Origin of the sequence: Pseudomonas sp. PS01299 (assembly GCF_029960145.1) — a bacterium.
GTDB classification, from domain to species: domain Bacteria; phylum Pseudomonadota; class Gammaproteobacteria; order Pseudomonadales; family Pseudomonadaceae; genus Aquipseudomonas; species Aquipseudomonas putida_A.
In genome coordinates, this window is record NZ_JASCPO010000136.1 from 1 (window position 1) to 15,553 (window position 15,553).

At 60.8% G+C, this 15,553-nt stretch carries 17 protein-coding genes; 7 read left to right on the forward strand and 10 right to left on the reverse strand.

Features of this window, described 5'->3' with window-relative positions; translation table 11 throughout:
* Positions 1-516: 516 nt before the first annotated feature.
* The 3 genes from QMX91_RS20660 to QMX91_RS20670 all read left to right on the forward strand — a co-directional run bounded on the left by QMX91_RS20660 (position 517) and on the right by QMX91_RS20670 (position 3,064).
* Positions 517-921: a TraR/DksA family transcriptional regulator gene (locus QMX91_RS20660; RefSeq protein ID WP_003225981.1), complete on the forward strand. Its 405-nt coding sequence runs from the start codon at positions 517-519 to the stop codon at positions 919-921.
* A 225-nt stretch (positions 922-1,146) separates the two neighbouring features.
* A complete protein-coding gene (locus tag QMX91_RS20665) occupies positions 1,147-2,751 on the forward strand; it encodes a methyl-accepting chemotaxis protein (protein ID WP_282413269.1) in 1,605 nt (534 codons plus the stop codon).
* 112 nt (positions 2,752-2,863) lie between these two features.
* On the forward strand, positions 2,864-3,064 hold the full coding sequence (locus tag QMX91_RS20670; RefSeq protein ID WP_007966907.1) for a hypothetical protein: 201 nt from the start codon (positions 2,864-2,866) through the stop codon (positions 3,062-3,064).
* A 6-nt stretch (positions 3,065-3,070) separates the two neighbouring features.
* Here the strand turns inward: QMX91_RS20670 and QMX91_RS20675 are convergent, their stop codons facing one another.
* Both QMX91_RS20675 and QMX91_RS20680 read right to left on the reverse strand, forming a co-directional pair.
* The gene (locus QMX91_RS20675) at positions 3,071-3,307 is read right to left on the reverse strand and encodes a DUF2789 family protein (protein WP_210558730.1); all 237 of its coding nucleotides are present in this window, start codon (positions 3,305-3,307) and stop codon (positions 3,071-3,073) included.
* Positions 3,308-3,353: 46 nt separating this feature from the next.
* Positions 3,354-3,629, reverse strand: a complete 276-nt coding sequence (locus QMX91_RS20680; protein ID WP_027612961.1) for a hypothetical protein — start codon at positions 3,627-3,629, stop codon at positions 3,354-3,356.
* A 401-nt stretch (positions 3,630-4,030) separates the two neighbouring features.
* Here QMX91_RS20680 and QMX91_RS20685 point away from each other — a divergent pair, with 401 nt between their 5' ends.
* The 3 genes from QMX91_RS20685 (at position 4,031) to QMX91_RS20695 (ending at position 5,852) form a co-directional block, all read left to right on the forward strand.
* Positions 4,031-4,501 carry a hypothetical protein gene (locus QMX91_RS20685; RefSeq protein WP_007966910.1) on the forward strand — a complete coding sequence of 157 codons (471 nt, stop codon included), beginning with the start codon at positions 4,031-4,033 and terminating at the stop codon, positions 4,499-4,501.
* 8 nt (positions 4,502-4,509) lie between these two features.
* Complete coding sequence (locus tag QMX91_RS20690; protein ID WP_098968428.1) at positions 4,510-4,707, forward strand: hypothetical protein; 198 nt, start codon at positions 4,510-4,512, stop codon at positions 4,705-4,707.
* A 128-nt stretch (positions 4,708-4,835) separates the two neighbouring features.
* On the forward strand, positions 4,836-5,852 hold the full coding sequence (locus QMX91_RS20695) for an ABC transporter substrate-binding protein (protein WP_282413270.1): 1,017 nt from the start codon (positions 4,836-4,838) through the stop codon (positions 5,850-5,852).
* A gap of 157 nt (positions 5,853-6,009) precedes the next feature.
* On the opposite strand, the gene QMX91_RS20700 is transcribed toward QMX91_RS20695, so the two are convergent.
* Together QMX91_RS20700 and QMX91_RS20705 are read right to left on the reverse strand one after the other, a co-directional pair.
* Entirely contained in the window at positions 6,010-8,142 is a 2,133-nt protein-coding gene (locus QMX91_RS20700) for a TonB-dependent receptor (protein WP_282413271.1), read from the reverse strand.
* A gap of 92 nt (positions 8,143-8,234) precedes the next feature.
* Positions 8,235-8,624 carry a DUF2946 domain-containing protein gene (locus QMX91_RS20705; RefSeq protein WP_097090306.1) on the reverse strand — a complete coding sequence of 130 codons (390 nt, stop codon included), beginning with the start codon at positions 8,622-8,624 and terminating at the stop codon, positions 8,235-8,237.
* Positions 8,625-8,718: 94 nt separating this feature from the next.
* Here QMX91_RS20705 and QMX91_RS20710 point away from each other — a divergent pair, with 94 nt between their 5' ends.
* Positions 8,719-9,159 (forward strand): DUF3995 domain-containing protein, encoded by a 441-nt coding sequence (locus QMX91_RS20710; protein WP_098964385.1) that lies wholly within the window; start codon positions 8,719-8,721, stop codon positions 9,157-9,159.
* 127 nt (positions 9,160-9,286) lie between these two features.
* On the opposite strand, the gene QMX91_RS20715 is transcribed toward QMX91_RS20710, so the two are convergent.
* Genes QMX91_RS20715 through QMX91_RS20740 form a run of 6 tightly spaced genes read right to left on the reverse strand, consistent with a single transcriptional unit; the run spans position 9,287 to position 15,344 of the window.
* Positions 9,287-9,649 (reverse strand): Na+/H+ antiporter subunit G, encoded by a 363-nt coding sequence (locus QMX91_RS20715; RefSeq protein WP_095136490.1) that lies wholly within the window; start codon positions 9,647-9,649, stop codon positions 9,287-9,289.
* Positions 9,646-9,924, reverse strand: a complete 279-nt coding sequence (locus tag QMX91_RS20720; RefSeq protein ID WP_003225959.1) for a K+/H+ antiporter subunit F — start codon at positions 9,922-9,924, stop codon at positions 9,646-9,648. The genes QMX91_RS20715 and QMX91_RS20720 overlap by 4 nt, the downstream gene beginning before the upstream one ends.
* Entirely contained in the window at positions 9,921-10,409 is a 489-nt protein-coding gene (locus tag QMX91_RS20725) for a Na+/H+ antiporter subunit E (protein WP_098964384.1), read from the reverse strand. Before QMX91_RS20725 ends, QMX91_RS20720 begins: the two co-directional genes overlap by 4 nt.
* Positions 10,406-12,085, reverse strand: a complete 1,680-nt coding sequence (locus QMX91_RS20730; RefSeq protein WP_282413272.1) for a monovalent cation/H+ antiporter subunit D — start codon at positions 12,083-12,085, stop codon at positions 10,406-10,408. The genes QMX91_RS20725 and QMX91_RS20730 overlap by 4 nt, the downstream gene beginning before the upstream one ends.
* A complete protein-coding gene (locus QMX91_RS20735) occupies positions 12,082-12,426 on the reverse strand; it encodes a Na+/H+ antiporter subunit C (RefSeq protein WP_003225953.1) in 345 nt (114 codons plus the stop codon). The genes QMX91_RS20730 and QMX91_RS20735 overlap by 4 nt, the downstream gene beginning before the upstream one ends.
* Complete coding sequence (locus QMX91_RS20740) at positions 12,426-15,344, reverse strand: monovalent cation/H+ antiporter subunit A (protein ID WP_282413273.1); 2,919 nt, start codon at positions 15,342-15,344, stop codon at positions 12,426-12,428. Before QMX91_RS20740 ends, QMX91_RS20735 begins: the two co-directional genes overlap by 1 nt.
* Positions 15,345-15,553: the final 209 nt, after the last annotated feature.

Sequence of the window (15,553 nt, forward strand, 5' to 3'; positions counted from 1 at the left end):
GAGCTTGCTCCCGCTGGACTGCGAAGCAGGCCCACTGCTTTTTAAAGTTGAAGAGCAAGGGCCGCTTCGCGCCCCAGCGGGAGCAAGCTCCCTCGCCACAGTTATTTGCGGTGTGCCTGATGATAGGCGGGGTGCGGACAGTTGGCAGGGGAGATTTTCGGCGCCTGCGCAGCTGAAACGATGCACTGCGCGGGCGGCATGGCTGAAAAAAATGCGACCAACTGCCGCTCGGTTAGCCGTTTGTCTTCTATATACAGCCGCTCGACTGAATTTCTTGCTATAAACGCACTCCGATGACCGCCACGAAGCCTGTGTCAGACCCGTTTACGGCTGTTGTCGGACAAATTCCCGGTATTTACAGTTGCTGAGGCCTCAAACGGGCCTTAGACTGCCGCCCCTTCGTAAATTGAGTGCCGGGTGGCGTTTGCAATAAACGATGCCTTTTCGTCGACCGGACACGGTTCGCCGGAACGCTCCCTATTTCGCCTTAATGCACGTTTTTTTATAGAGATATCAATGACAAAGGACAAGTTGCTGGCGATGCCGGCAGATGACTACATGAATGCCGAGCAACACGCTTTCTTCACCGAGCTGTTGCAGAACATGAAAGTCGAAACCCACGAGCGCATTGAGCAAAACCGTATCGCCATCGAAAGCCTGGACACTCCGGCCGACCCGGCGGACGCGGCTTCGGTTGAAGAAGAGCGCACCTGGCTGGTGAACGCGATCGATCGCGACCAGCGCATGCTGCCGCAACTGGAACAAGCCCTTGAGCGCATCAAGGAAGACAGTTTTGGCTGGTGCGACGACAGCGGCGAGGCCATCGGCCTGAAACGCCTGTTGATCAGCCCGACCACCAAGTACTGCATCGAAGCTCAAGAGCGTCACGAGCAGATCGACAAGCACCAGCGTCAGGCCTGATTCCATGGCTGCCCCCTGAATCGGGGGTGCCTGCAAAAGATCGCAGCCTTCGGCAGCTCCTACACGAGCTGATGGGGCTGCGATCTTTGCTTTTGCTCGTCTGCGATATTTTGCGCGCCGTTCCATTGACCTGCTGCAGACTCCACGACTAACGGACCATGGATAATGGCGTTCTAGTGGCGTTTAATGCAGTCACAACAATGAGAACAAGCGTGGGGTGTTGATATGACGAGAGATGGATCTCTGGTTGGGGCTTTGCCCGCACCAGTGCTGTTGCCGAAAAACCGCTGGATCGCTCCGACCCTGCAAAGCATCGCCCTGATGCTGTTGCTCGCCGGCATGACGCTGGGTGGAGGGTCGCTGTACATCGGCCTGCCGCTGGCGGTGCTGATTGTCTGGCTGCCGCGCCTGCGCTCGCGTGCCGTCGCCGATGTTGTGCCTGCCGAGACCGGTAGCGCGATTTCCGAACTCACCCGCGATCTTTCCTACACCACCAGTCATAACGCACTGTCAGCTGCCGGTGTGGCGTTTTCCGTCAAGCAACTGGCGGGCAAACTGGAATCGCAACTCGATGCGGCGGCGCAGATTGTCAGCAACGCCGAAGTGATGATCGCCACCGAACACGCCACTTCGCAGCTCAGTCGTGAAGCGCTGGACGCCGCCAGCGAAGCGCATCACAGCAGCGCGGCGGGGCGCACGGAACTGGTGGATTCGATTGCGCGCATGCATCAACTCAGTCAACGCGCCAACGCCAGTCGTGAGCTGATCGAAGCCCTGAGCCTGCGCAGCGATGACATTCAGCGCGTAACCCTGGTGATTCAATCCATCGCCAGCCAGACCAATCTGCTGGCGTTGAACGCGGCGATTGAAGCGGCGCGGGCTGGCGAGCATGGTCGCGGTTTCGCAGTGGTGGCGGATGAGGTGCGCGGTCTGGCAGCGCGGACGGCCTCGGCGACCGGCGAGGTCGGCGAGATGGTCGCCGATATTCAGCAGCGCACGGCGCAAGTGGTGGAGCAGATCCGCGAGCTGTCCAGCGATCTGCAGACCGGCGTCGAGCAGGTCGAGAACACCGGCCAGCATCTGGAAAACATCGCGCGGTTGGCGGCAGGGGTGGAAAGTCAGGTCGGCGAAATCGCCCGTGGCGCGGAAACCAATCGCGAGCAGCTCGACAGTCTGTTCAAGGCCATCGAGCAGATGCGCAGTGATCTGGCGATCAGCGATCAACAAACCCGGCGTCTGGCCGAGGCCGCTGTGCAGATGGAAGGGCAGGCGGAAACCATCAGCGAGCGTCTGGCCGAAGTCGGTCTGGATGACTATCACCAGCGCGTCTATGACCTGGCGCGTGAGGGCGCTAGTCAGATTGCGGCGCGGTTCGAGGCGGATGTCGAGCAGGGGCGGATCAGTCTTGAGGATTTGTTCGACCGTCAATATCAACCGATTCCCGGGACGCAGCCGGCGAAGTTTCAGACCCGTTTCGACCGTTACACCGATCAGGTGCTGCCGGCGATCCAGGAGCCGTTGCTGCCGCGTCATGAGGGGTTGGTGTTCGCCATCGCCTGCACGCCGCAGGGTTATGTGCCGACGCACAATCTGGCGTTCAGTCAGCCGTTGACCGGTGACGCGCAGGTCGACGCGGTGGGTAACCGCACCAAACGCAAGTTCGCCGACCGCACCGGGATCCGCTGCGGCAGCCATCAACAGGCGGTGTTGCTGCAGACCTACACCCGTGACACCGGGGAGCTGATGCACGACTTGTCGGTGCCGATCATGGTCAAGGGCCGGCATTGGGGCGGTCTGCGCCTGGGTTACAAGCCGGAGAATCCGCGCTGATCGATTGTTACCGCTCGCGCAATGAATCTGTGCACGGGCGTTGCTGTTTCCTCTGCGATGAAGTCATTAACATGGCCGTTAGTTAGGTAGCTAATGAAATCGAGAGGTCAGTATGTGCAGAGTCGATGTCGCGGTGATGATTGGCAGTGGTGTGCCCGCCGGATTGCGCGCGATGGGCCAGAGCGTCTGCTGGGTGGTGTTGCTCAATGGTGAGCGGCGTGGCACCGCGTTCGCCAGTCGCGACGAGGCGGAGGAGTGCAAGGCTGCCTGGCTCGCGCAACTGATGGCCGAGCCTGGCGACAGCCTGCACTGACATTTATTAACGTCCGTCGTGCAGGCGTACGTTCAATTCATCGACCATCACCGCTTCTTCGCCGTCGGCGCGCAGCCACTCCTTCAGCAGTTGCGCCTGTTGCGCTGTCCAGAACTTGGCATCGATCAACTTGGTTTTGGCATCCAGCGGATGCGCTTCGATGAAATCGTCGATGGCCCCGTTTTCCGATGGCAGGCCCAGTTGGTCGAACAGGGTTTTCAGATCATATGCAGGCAGTTCCATCGTGTACTCCTTTTGCGTGTGCCGAAATGGCGCTGTCGCTCGCTCTTTATCTGAGGCAGCCGTTGGACAAGAGTTCGATTCGTGATTCAAGCAAGCGGGCGAGGGCGCACGCTTCGTTATGGTCTTCGCGGAAACCTCTTACACGGCCGGTGGAAGATTCCTTGATATGAAAGAACGCATTACCTGCCGGGACCACCTGAAATCGCGGGGTCTGGACGCTTTGTGCGTATTGCGCAAGTTCCGGCAAATCAGTGCCGTGCAGCACGAAAGGCGTATCCATGACTGGTTTGGAGGGCTGGGCAAAGTGAGTCAGAGTGCACATATGAAGTCCTTTTCATGAGATAGCCGACGGTTACAGGTCGGTTCGGGTAGTCGGAAGCAGCATCGCTGCTCTAGAATCGCCAGTGTCTGCTGGCGACAGGTGCCTATCTAAAGCAATTTTTTACCGGCGATATGTCGGAAAAGGGCTTTTTTTCGTCAGTTTTTTCCCTAAAGTTTGTAGTCCGTCTTCGTTGCGCTTCAATGAAGATTTTTCCTTCAAGGCCTGGCGAACATCGAGGCAAGTTTCTCGCCTGACTTTCCAGTAGTCTTGCGAACTTGTGATGTATGGGCGCTCCGCTTGTTTCAGGTGTACTGAAGTCATTCGGTAACAGCATCGGCCTGGCCGTTTTTTTGCCGTGCGCGTTTTGGCGCGGGTACTTTTTCAGATGTGGGGATGTTTCTTTGGCAGTCAGTAACCTCGATATGCATGCTTTGTTCGTGTTGGGTGATTTGCGTGCAAAGCTGGTCAAGCTGTTCCAGTCGCGTTTTGTTTACATCACCGAACAGAACGCCGAAGGCATTTACGTGGCCGAGATCGACACCGAAAGTGCGTTGGTGGTTGATGACAAACCGGGGCTCAAGCTCAAGGTCGGCGATCATTTCAGCGCGGCCGTGCTGCCCAGCCGTGAAGGCGGCAAGATGGACATTCGCTTTCGCGAAATCAAGCTGACGGTCTACGGCCTGGGCGATTACGCCTTTGTCGATACAGCGGACGGCCACGCGATCCTGTTCAAGGAAGGCCACAGCGTGGTGACGGTGTTTGCCGCGCACCAGCAACTGCAGGAAGGCCTGACCAAGACCCTGAAAGCCGTTACCGGTAAAGCGGCGAAGTGGCGCAAGGGCGAACTGATCACGTTCAAGGCCAGCGAGTGATCGGTGGTGTGAGCCGCGCCGACTTCCATTCGCAGAACCTCGACCGCGCACGTGAAGAGGCATTGCGCCTGTTCAACGCCAAAGCCGAATTGCAGGGCGCGTGGCTGAGCTGGGTGGCAGCGCAGATCTACACCTTGCGGCCTGCGGAATACGCCAGCATGGTCAGACGCGAGCTGCAAAGCTTGCAGGAAAAGTCTGAAACATAACCTCGCCGGGATTGGCCCCCGGAAAAAGCAGGAACCTCGGCTACAGTCAGTTGACTGAGTATTCAGAGGCTTGCGGTCTTCTGCCAGGCCATCCTGCTATTGCTGTGAACAGCACGAGGTGCAAAAGCATGAAAGGAATTCGACGGCTATTGGCCGCCAGCGTGGTTTCGTTCGGTGTACTGACGGCCGCGCAGCCGGCAGCGGCGGCACAGGCACCGATTCATTTTGCCGACCTGAACTGGGAAAGCGGCAGCCTGATCACCGATGTTCTGCGGATCATCGTCGAGAAGGGCTATGGCCTGCCGACCGATACGCTGCCCGGCACCACCATCACGCTTGAGACCGCGCTGGCCAACAATGACATTCAGGTCATTGGCGAAGAGTGGGCCGGGCGCAGTCCGGTGTGGGTCAAGGCTGAAGCGGAGGGCAAGGTCGTCAGTCTCGGCGATACGGTCAAGGGTGCCACTGAAGGCTGGTGGGTGCCGGAGTACGTGATCAAGGGTGACCCGGCCAAGGGCATCAAGCCGCTGGCGCCGGACTTGCGCAGTGTCAGCGACCTGAAGAAATACAAGGACGTGTTCAAGGACCCGGAAAATCCGAGCAAGGGTCGGTTCCTCAACAGCCCGATCGGCTGGACCTCGGAAGTGGTGAACAAGCAGAAGCTGACCGCTTACGGCCTGCAGGACGATTACACCAATTTCCGCAGTGGATCGGGCGCGGCGCTGGATGCCGAGATCAGCTCTTCGATCCGTCGGGGCAAACCGGTGCTGTTCTATTACTGGTCGCCGACGCCATTGCTGGGCAAATTCAAACTGGTGCAGCTGGAAGAGCCACCGTTCGATGCCGAGGCGTGGAAGACCCTGACCGATGCCGATAACCCCAATCCGAAACCGACCCGTTCGCTGGCATCGAAGCTGTCGATTGGCGTGTCTACGCCGTTCCAGAAGCAGTATCCGCAGATCGCGGATTTCTTCAACAAGGTGGATTTCCCGATCGAGCCGCTGAACAAGGCGTTGGCCGAGATGAGCGAGAAACACACCGCACCACGTCAGGCGGCGGAAGCGTTCATGAAAGCGCATCCGGAGGTGTGGCAGGCGTGGGTGCCGGAAGATGTGGCGGAGAAGGTGGCGGCTGATATGAAATGAGATGGGCTTCTGTGGCGAGGGAGCTTGCTCCCGCTCGGCTGCGGAGCAGTCGCTATCTCGGAAAATGCGGTTTTAATGATTAACCGCGTCAGCCGATTTCAGGGCTGCTTCGCAACCCAGCGGGAGCAAGCTCCCTCGCCACAGGTTATGTGTCGACTCAGAATCGAGTCTGCACCGCCAATTCAAAGGTACGCGGTGTACCCAGATAGTAAGCCGGCGACACATGCGCAAACTCGGCATACACCTCATTGGTCAGGTTGCGCACTCGGCCGGTGACGGTGGTGTGCGAGTCGACCTTGTAGCTGAGGAAGCTGCCGAACAGCGTGTACGACGGCACGGTCATGGTGTTCGCCGTGTCCGCATACACCGACGCCACATACCGCGCATCGACCCCACCTTGCCATTGCGGCGAAAAATCGTAAGTCAGCCATAGATTGCCGACCCGGTCCGGAACGTTGGTCGGCGTGTTGCCCTTGCGTGAAACCACCGCGCCGGCGGCGTTCTTTTCGGTGAAATCATCGTATTGTGCATCGACCCAGGCGAAGTTGCCTTCGGCCAACAGTTTGTCGGTGATCCGCAGGGAGCTGGCAATCTCGATGCCTTTCGAAGTTTGCTGTCCTACCGGGATGCTGCTGGTAGGGTCCAGCGGGTCAGTCACGGCGAAGTCCTTGCGCTCGATGGTGTAGGCGGCAACCGTCGCCGAGCCACGGCCTTCCAGGTAGTCGAACTTGCTGCCGACTTCCCATTGCTTGCCGGTGGAAACATCGAAGTCCTGCGTGCCGTTCGGTTGCTCGGCGGCGGTGCTGTATTGCACGTAGACATTGGCCGATGGAATGAACTGGTAAGTCAGGCCGACACGCCCGGTGATCGGCTCCCAGCTGCGCTTGAGATGCTTCGGATTGGCGGCCGTCACGGTGCGATGGTTGGTCACGTCGAGGTCGATGTCGTCGTAACGCAGGCCGGTGAGCAACGCCAGTTTGTCGGTCAGTGCCAGGCGGTTTTCCACGAACAGCGCCTTGGTGGTGACCTCGTTGGTCTTGTCGCTGATCTGTGTCGGGTTGGTGCCGGGAATATCGTAGAAATGCCCCGGACGGTAGTTGTTCGGGTCGACCGTGCTTGCGCCTTTGATATTCAGCGGCGAGTTGGTGGTCTGGTTGACCTTGTACTCGAAACCACCGGACCAAGTGGTGTCGAGGCCGAGCAGGGTATTGTCGTGGCGCAGTTCGAACTGGTTGCCGTTCTGCTCACCCTGATGCCGCACTTGATAGGCGGTGGAGCGATTCACCGCCGTGTTGTCAGCGTTGTACTGATAGGTCTCGAGGTTGCGGTAGTCTCGCTGGCTGTCGAGGTGATACAGCGTATTGCGCAGAGTGGTGCTGTCGTTGATCCGGTAGTCGATGATCGAGCGCACCCAGATCGTGCGCTGTTCGTAGCGCCCGTCCTCGACGTTGTAGTTGTTGAAGCGATTGTGTTTGTCGATCTTCAACTCGCCGGCTTTGGGGTTGAGCACCGGCGTGCCCCAGTACGGGCTGTCTTCGTGTTCGTCCTGATATTCCAGGGCCAGGGTGTGCGACAGATTCGGCGTGAGGTCGCTGAGCAACGAGAACGCCACGCTCCAGGCATCGCGCTCCTGACGGTCGATGTAGCCGTTGCTGGTGTTGTGGCTGACATCGAGCCGCGCGTAGTGCTGCACGTCGGCGCTCGGGTCGGTCAGCGCGTGGTTGAGGCCGAACGCGGTTTCGGTGGTGTCGTAACTGCCGTAGCTGACGCGACCTTCAGCGGCTTGTTCGTCGCGAGTTGCCAGTTTGGTCACGTAGTTCAGCGACCCCCCCACCGAGCCTGCGCCGTTGATCAGTGACGAAGGCCCGCCCACCAGCTCGACCCGATCATAGATCCATGAATCCACCGGTCGGGCGAGGCCGCCGGAGACGGTGACGCCGTTGAACATCTGAGTGATCTGGCTACTGGTGAAACCGCGATAGGAGACGAATCCGCCAAAGCCCGGTGGTGCGCTGGCATTGACCCCGGTCAGGGTGTTGGCGGCGTCTTGAAAGTTCTGTGCGCCGTGGCGTTCGATGTCGTTGCGGTTGGCGACGGCCACCGAGGCCGGTGTGTCGCGCACGCTCAAGCCGAGACGCGAAGCCATGCCGCTGGATTGATCGAGGCTCAGGCCTGGTTCGCTGGTGGATTCGCCGTCGATGGTGATCGGTGCCAGATCCACGGTGGATTGCGCCCAGGCGTTAAGGGACAGGCAGCCGCACAGGCTCGCCAGCAGAGGAATATGTTTCATCGTTGAATCCTGAATGCTTGTCTAGGAATCAGCGCACAGGCGAACGCCGCGCGTTGGCGCAGTGGGCTGAAAAATCAAAAAGGCAAAGACACTCAGGCGAGCGGTGGGGCGCGAGGATTGGCCGAGGGCCAGGTGAAGCGGGCAGGGAGGTCAGCACTGACGATGGGCGCCAGCGGCGGGCTGTGCTGTTCGGGCAGCACCGCGAGGGTCAGGCTGGAGTTGAACGCCGGGCCCATGCCGCCGCCGACCGAGCACAGCGGACAGCCGAACGCCTTCGACAGGGTCGGCAATTGTTCTTCGCCGGGATTGCTGGTCAGTGGCGCTTGGGTGGCCGGGTCGACCGTACAGAACTGCCCGCCGATGCCGTTGAGCTGCATCCCGACCATTTGCCCGTGACCGATGCTGCAGGCGAACACGTTGAACAGGACGCAGCAATAAAGCATCCAGGCCAGCAGTGAGCGATCGGAACGGGTGAATTTCATGGTGCGGCACTTTACCGTACCGCTGATCGGTCGTGCACTTCAAAAAATGCCGACTAGGATGTTTTGTTCAAATCCCTTGAAAGGATTCTCGACCATGACCTTTGTGTTGGCTCAATGGCTGGTGACGATATTTGCAGCAATCGCCCTGGTACACGTGTATTGGGCGCTGGGTGGGCAATGGGCGGCGGTGGCGGCGGTACCGCAAGTGCCGGTGCGAGGACTGGTGGCGACGGTGCGACCGGCGTTCAAACCGTCAGGCTGGATTACCTTGCTGGTAGCGGCAGCATTGTTGGTGATTGCCGCACTGGTGTGCATGCGCGTCGGCTGGGGCATGCCGGCGGTGCATCACAAAGCGTTGCAATGGGTGATCAGTGCGATTGCGTTATTGATGTTCGCCCGGGCGATCGGCGATTCGAATCTGGTGGGGTTTTTCAAGGAAGTGAAGGGGTCGCGGTTTGCGCGGCTGGATACCTGGGTGTATTCGCCGCTGTGTCTGGTGTTGGGGGCGGGGTTGTTGGCGGTGGCTTGGGTCTGACCCGGTTCATGTGTTGGCAATACCGGCCTCTTCGCGAGCAAGCCCGCTCCCACAGGGGAAATGCATTCCAAATGTGGGAGCGGGCTTGCTCGCGAAGAGGCCAGTTCAGACACCCTAGATGTAGAAACTAACTACCACTCTCGGTGCGGCGACTACTCACCTCAGCCGGCACATCATCCCCCGCCATGCGCTTGCGGAACAAAGCCGCCCGCGCCAGCAGCAACGTAGTCACCGGTACGGTAATCGCCAGCAGAATCGGAATCAGCCAGGCATGCATCACCGGCCCGGACTTGAGTGCAGAAAAACAGATGATCGAAGCCAGTGCGACACACCACGCGCCCAGTGTCGAGGCCAGCGCCGGCGGGTGCATGCGCTGAAAATAATCCTTCATGCGCAGCAATCCGGTCGCGCCAATCAGCGCAAACACCCCGCTGAGCACCAGCAGGATCGCCACCGGAATCTCCACCCACAGCGACAATTCAGCAGTCATTCGATCACCTCGCCACGCAGCAGGAATTTCGCCAGGGCAAACGAGCCGACGAAGCCGAACAGCGCGATCAGCAGCGCCGCCTCGAAATAAGTGTCACTGGAATAACGAATGCCCAGGGTCAGCATCATCAGCATGGCGACGATGTACAGGTAATCCAGAGCGAGTACCCGATCCTGTGCCGACGGCCCCTTGAACAGGCGAATCAGGGTCAGAACCATCGCCAGCGAGAACAGGAACAGCGTCAGCAGAATCGCGTTCGACAGCAGCGGGCTCATTCGAAAATCTCCATCAACGGCTGCTCGTAGGCAGTCTTGAAGTGGTGGATGAAGTGCGCCTCGTCATCCAGATCCCAAACATGTAGCAGCAGAATGCTGCGATCCAGCGCCAGCTCCGACCACACGGTGCCGGGCACCACGGTGCAAATCATCGCCAGAGCGGCCAGACCGTGGGCGTCGCGCAGGTCCAGCGGGACTTTGACGAAGCGCGAACGCGGCGGTCGGCGACCGGCATTGAGCACGCCCCAGGCGACGATCAGATTGGAGAGGATCACGTCACGACCGACCATCACGAACAGGCGCAAAATCGTCAGCGGACGGCGGATGCGCACCTGTTTCGGGCGCAGCTTGCGCATCATCAATGGTGCGGCGAACCCGAGGATTGCACCGAGCAGCAGGTTGCCCGGGCTGACGGAGAGGTTCAGCGTCAGCCACAAAACCCACAACGCCAGTGACAGCAACGGTGCCGGAAATACGCGCTTCATGGCTGCACCTCCAGGATCGCCGCTTTGGCTTCAGGGCTGGGAACGGCGCGGGTGCCGAGCACCGCCATCACGTATTGCTGCGGGTTGTTCAGCGCGTCGGCGGTGGCCTGGGTGTAACGCAGCAGCGGTTCGGCCTTGAAGGTCAGCGCGATGCTCAGCCCCAGCAACAGGAAGATCGGTGCGCATTCAAGCTTGCGCAGCAGCGGCGAAGGGCGCTCCTCGGGCGTCCAGAAACGCTGGATGCCCATGCGCGCGAATGCCATCAACGAGGCCAGTCCGGAGAGGATCAGCAGCGCCAGCAACGCCCATGCAGCGTTCGAGATCGGTGCCTCGCCGCCCAGCCCCAGCGGATTGAGCAGCGCACCGATCAGGTTGAGCTTGCCGATGAACCCGGACAGCGGCGGCATGCCGATGATCAGCAGCGCGCAGGCAATGAAACTCAAGCCGAGAAACGCCATGGTCCACGGAATGACCTGACCGACCACGGCTTTCTGCTCGTCGTCGAGGTTGATGCCCTTGGGCGGTTGAAGCGATTCCTGCGGACGCGGCAGCAACTCGCTTTCATCCTCCAGCGGGATTTCGTTGGCCGAACGCGAACGCTCGATCAACTCCGCCAGCAGGAACAGCGCACTCAGTGCCAGGGTCGAGCTGACCAGATAGAACAGCGCCGCGCCGATCAGGTTCGGCTGGGCGAAACCCACCGCCGACAGCAGAATCCCGGCCGACACCAGAATGCTCAGGCTGGCCATGCGCTCCAGGCGTTGTGCAGCCAGAATCGCCAGCGCCGCGCAGGCGATAGTCGCCATGCCGCCGTAGATCAGCCAGTCGCCACCGAAGAATGCCGAAGCCCCGGCCTGACTGGAAAACAGCAGCGTCCACAGGCGCAGCAGGGTGTAGACGCCGACCTTGGTCATGATCGCGAACATCGCCGCCACCGGCGCACTGGCCGAGGAGTAGGCCGGCACCAGCCAGAAGTTCAGTGGCCACATGCCGGCCTTGGCCAGGAATGCCACCGCAAGAATCCCCGCGCCGGCGTGCAGCAAGCCACGGTCGGCTTCCGGAACCAGCGGAATCTTCAGCGCCAGATCGGCCATGTTCAGGGTGCCGGTGACGCCATAGATCAACGCCGCGCCAATCAGAAACAGCGACGAGGCCAGCAGGTTGATCGAGATGTAATGTAGGCCCGACGACACCCGCGCCCGACCCGAGCCGTGCAGCAACAGGCCATACGAGGCGGCGAGCAGCACCTCGAAGAACACGAACAGGTTGAACAGGTCGGCGGTGAGGAAGGCCCCATACAGGCCCATCAGCTGAATCTGGAACAAAGCGTGGAAGCTCGATCCCGCGCCGTCCCAACGCGCCATGGCGAACAACAGGGCGCTGACGCCGATGATCCCGGTCAACACCAGCATCAAGGCCGAGAGGCGATCAACCACCAGCACGATGCCGAACGGCGCCTGCCAGTTGCCCGGCAGGTACACGCCGATGGAACCGGGCACGCCGGTGGTTTGCGTCCACTGCAGCAGCATCACCGAAATGAACAAGCCGACGAGGCTGGAGAACAGATTGATTTTCGCCTTCAGCGGCCGATGCTTCTCGCCGAGCATCAACATGATGGCGGCGGTCAGCAGCGGCAGCAGGATCGGTGCGGCGATCAGGTGAGTCATCGCCATCATTCCTTGGGCTCCCGGCCGTCGACGTGGTCGGTGCCGGTCAGGCCCCGCGACGCCAGCAGCACCACCAGGAACAGCGCGGTCATGGCGAAGCTGATGACGATCGCGGTCAGCACCAGTGCCTGCGGCAGCGGATCGGTGTAGTGCAGCAAATCCTGTGTCACGCCGTCCTTGATCACCGGTTCTTTACCGATGAACAGGCTGCCCATGCTGAAGATGAACAGGTTGACCGCGTAGGACAGCAGGCACAGGCCCATGACCACCTGAAATGTCCGTGGCCGCAGCACCAGCCAGACCCCGGAGGCGGCGAGCACGCCGATGGCGATTGCGATGACTTCTTCCATCAGACGGCTCCTTTGCTGGCGACGGACTTGGGCAGCGACGCGGTCTTGTGACCACGCACCGATTGGTGGGCGAGGGCGGTGAGGATCAGCAGCGTCGAGCCCACGACCACGGCGTACACGCCGATATCGAAGAACAGCGCACTGGCGATATGGATCTCGCCCAGCAGCGGCAATGCGAAATGCCAGGTGTGGGTGGTCAGGAACGGATAGCCGACCGCCATCGCCCCGAGACCGGTGGCGGTGGCAAACAGCAGGCCGGTGCCCATCCAGCGCAGCGGTCGCAGGCTCATTTGCGCCTCGACCCACTGGGTGCCAGCGACCATGTACTGCAGGATGAACGCCACCGACATCACCAGGCCTGCGACAAAACCACCGCCCGGCTGGTTATGGCCGCGCATGAACAGGTAGCACGACACCACCAGTGCAATCGGCAGCAACAGGCGCACCAGCACCGCCGGCACCATCATGAAGCCGAGCGCGGTGTCGCTGGCGCTGCGCGGGTTGACCAGATCGGTGACCACGTCCGGCGCGAGCAGACGTTGCTGGGCCGGCAACTGCAGGCTTTCTTTCGGCGGGCGGAAGCGGCGCAGCAGGGCGAACACGGTCAGCGCCACGGCCACCAGCACGGTGATTTCACCGAGGGTATCGAAGCCGCGGAAGTCCACCAGCATCACGTTGACCACGTTGCTGCCACCGCCCTCGGGCATGGCCCGGCTGAGGTAGAACGAGGAAATGTCGTTGGGCGTCTGCCGGGTCAGCATCGCGTAGGACAGCAGCGCCATGCCGGCGCCGACGGCAATCGACAGCAGCAAGTCGCGCAAGCGCCGCACCCGGGCCTTGCGCAGGCTCGATGGTAGTGGCGAGACTTCTTCAATCCGTCGCGGAAGCCAGCGCAGGCCGAGCAGGATCAGCACCGTGGTCACCACTTCCACCGCCAATTGCGTCAGGGCCAGATCCGGCGCCGAGAACCAGACGAAGGTCACGCAGGTCATCAACCCGCAGACGCTGACCATGGTCAGGGCGGCGAGACGGTGATACTTGGCCTGCCATGCGGCGCCGAGGGCGCAAGCGATTGCCAGCAGCCACAGGGTGACGAATACGATCGAACCCGGAATCTTAGGCCGGTCGCCCCAGCTCAGGCTGCTGTGCAACATCGGGATCAGGCCGGCGAGCACCGCCGCCAGGACCATCAGGAACAGTTGCATTTGCAGGCGGCGGGTGCCGAGTCGGCGTTCTACCCGACGGGCCATGCGCATCATGATCACCAGACTGCGCTCGAACAGGCGCTTGCCGTTGAAGCGACCCACCAGCGGCGGGTATTTGAAGCGGCCCCGCTTGAGCTGGTTGCGCAGCAGCAGATAGACCACGATGCCGCCGGACATGGCGATCAGGCTCATGATCATCGGCGCGTTCAGACCGTGCCAGATCGCCAGGCTGTATTCCGGCAGCGTCCCGCCCACCACCGGCAGCGCGGCGGCTGCGAGCAACGGGCCGACCACTTGCGCCGGGAAGATCCCGACGACCAGACAGGTGAACACCAGCAGCTCGACTGGCGCGCGCATCCAGCGCGGCGGTTCGTGCGGGGTGTGCGGCAGGTCGGTAGCCGTCGGGCCGAAGAACACGTCGACGGTAAAGCGCAGCGAGTAGGCGACGCTGAAGGTACCGGCAATGGTCGCGACAATCGGCAACGCTGCTTCGACCCACGCGGTGGCGTTGATGAACACGGTTTCGGCGAAGAACATTTCTTTCGACAGGAAGCCGTTGAGCAGTGGTACGCCGGCCATTGACGCGCTGGCAACCATCGCCAACGTGGCGGTGAACGGAATCAGTTTGATCAGGCCGCTGAGTTTGCGGATGTCACGGGTGCCGCTTTCGTGGTCGATGATCCCGGCGGCCATGAACAGCGAAGCCTTGAAGGTCGCGTGGTTGAGAATGTGGAACACCGCGGCAACCGCCGCCAGCGGGCTGTTCAGACCCAGCAGCAAGGTGATCAGGCCCAGATGGCTGATGGTCGAGTAGGCCAGCAGGCCCTTGAGATCGTTCTGGAACATCGCGCAGTAGGCGCCGAGCAACAACGTACACGCACCGGCGCCGCTGACGATGTAGAACCATTCTTCACTGCCGGACAATGACGGCCACAGACGCGCAAGCAGAAACACTCCAGCCTTGACCATGGTCGCCGAGTGCAGATAGGCCGAAACCGGAGTGGGCGCCGCCATGGCGTGCGGTAGCCAGAAATGGAAGGGGAACTGGGCGCTTTTGCTTAGGGCGCCAATGAGGATGAGGGGAAGCAGGATAGGGTAGAGGGCATGTGCGCGAATCTGATCGCCGGCGGCCAGGACCTTGTCCAGGTCATAGCTGCCGACGACATGGCCGAGGATCATGACCCCCGCCAGCAGGCACAATCCTCCCGCACCGGTGACCATCAGCGCCATGTAGGCGCCACGCCGGGCATCGGAGCGGTGGTGCCAGTAGCCGATCAACAGGAACGAGAAGAGGCTGGTCAGCTCCCAGAAGAACACGATCTGGATCAGGTTGCCGGAGATCACCAGCCCGAGCATGGCGCCCATGAACGCCAGGAAAAAGGCGAAGAAGCGCGGCACCGGGTCGTCCGGCGACATGTAATAACGCGCATATAAAGAGACCAGAGCGCCGATGCCCAGCACCAGCAACGAGAACAACCAGGCGAAGCCGTCCATGCGCAGGACGAAATTCAAACCGAGGCTGGGCAGCCACATGAACTCTTCGCGAATCACCCCGCCGTGGGCGATTTGCGGGTACAACAACGCGACCTGCACGGTGCCGATCAGAGCGACCAGACCTGCCAACAGGGATTCAGTATTGCGCGCGTTGTGTGGCAGCACCGCTGCCAGACAGCTGCCAATGAATGGCAGAAGCAGTAGAACTATCAGGGACATAGGCTTCTAATCTGCGGAAGTTTGTGAAGCATCATACGTGCCAGCTCCCTGATTACCAAACGCCAGGATGTCTCAGAATCCTACAAAGTAGTCTGAAAAATTTGGTTTGGCATTGTTTCAGGGGGAGGGATGTTGTGACGGATGGCCCTTTCGCGAGCAAGCCCGCTCCCACATTTGAAACACATTCCAATGTGGGAGCGGGCTTGCTC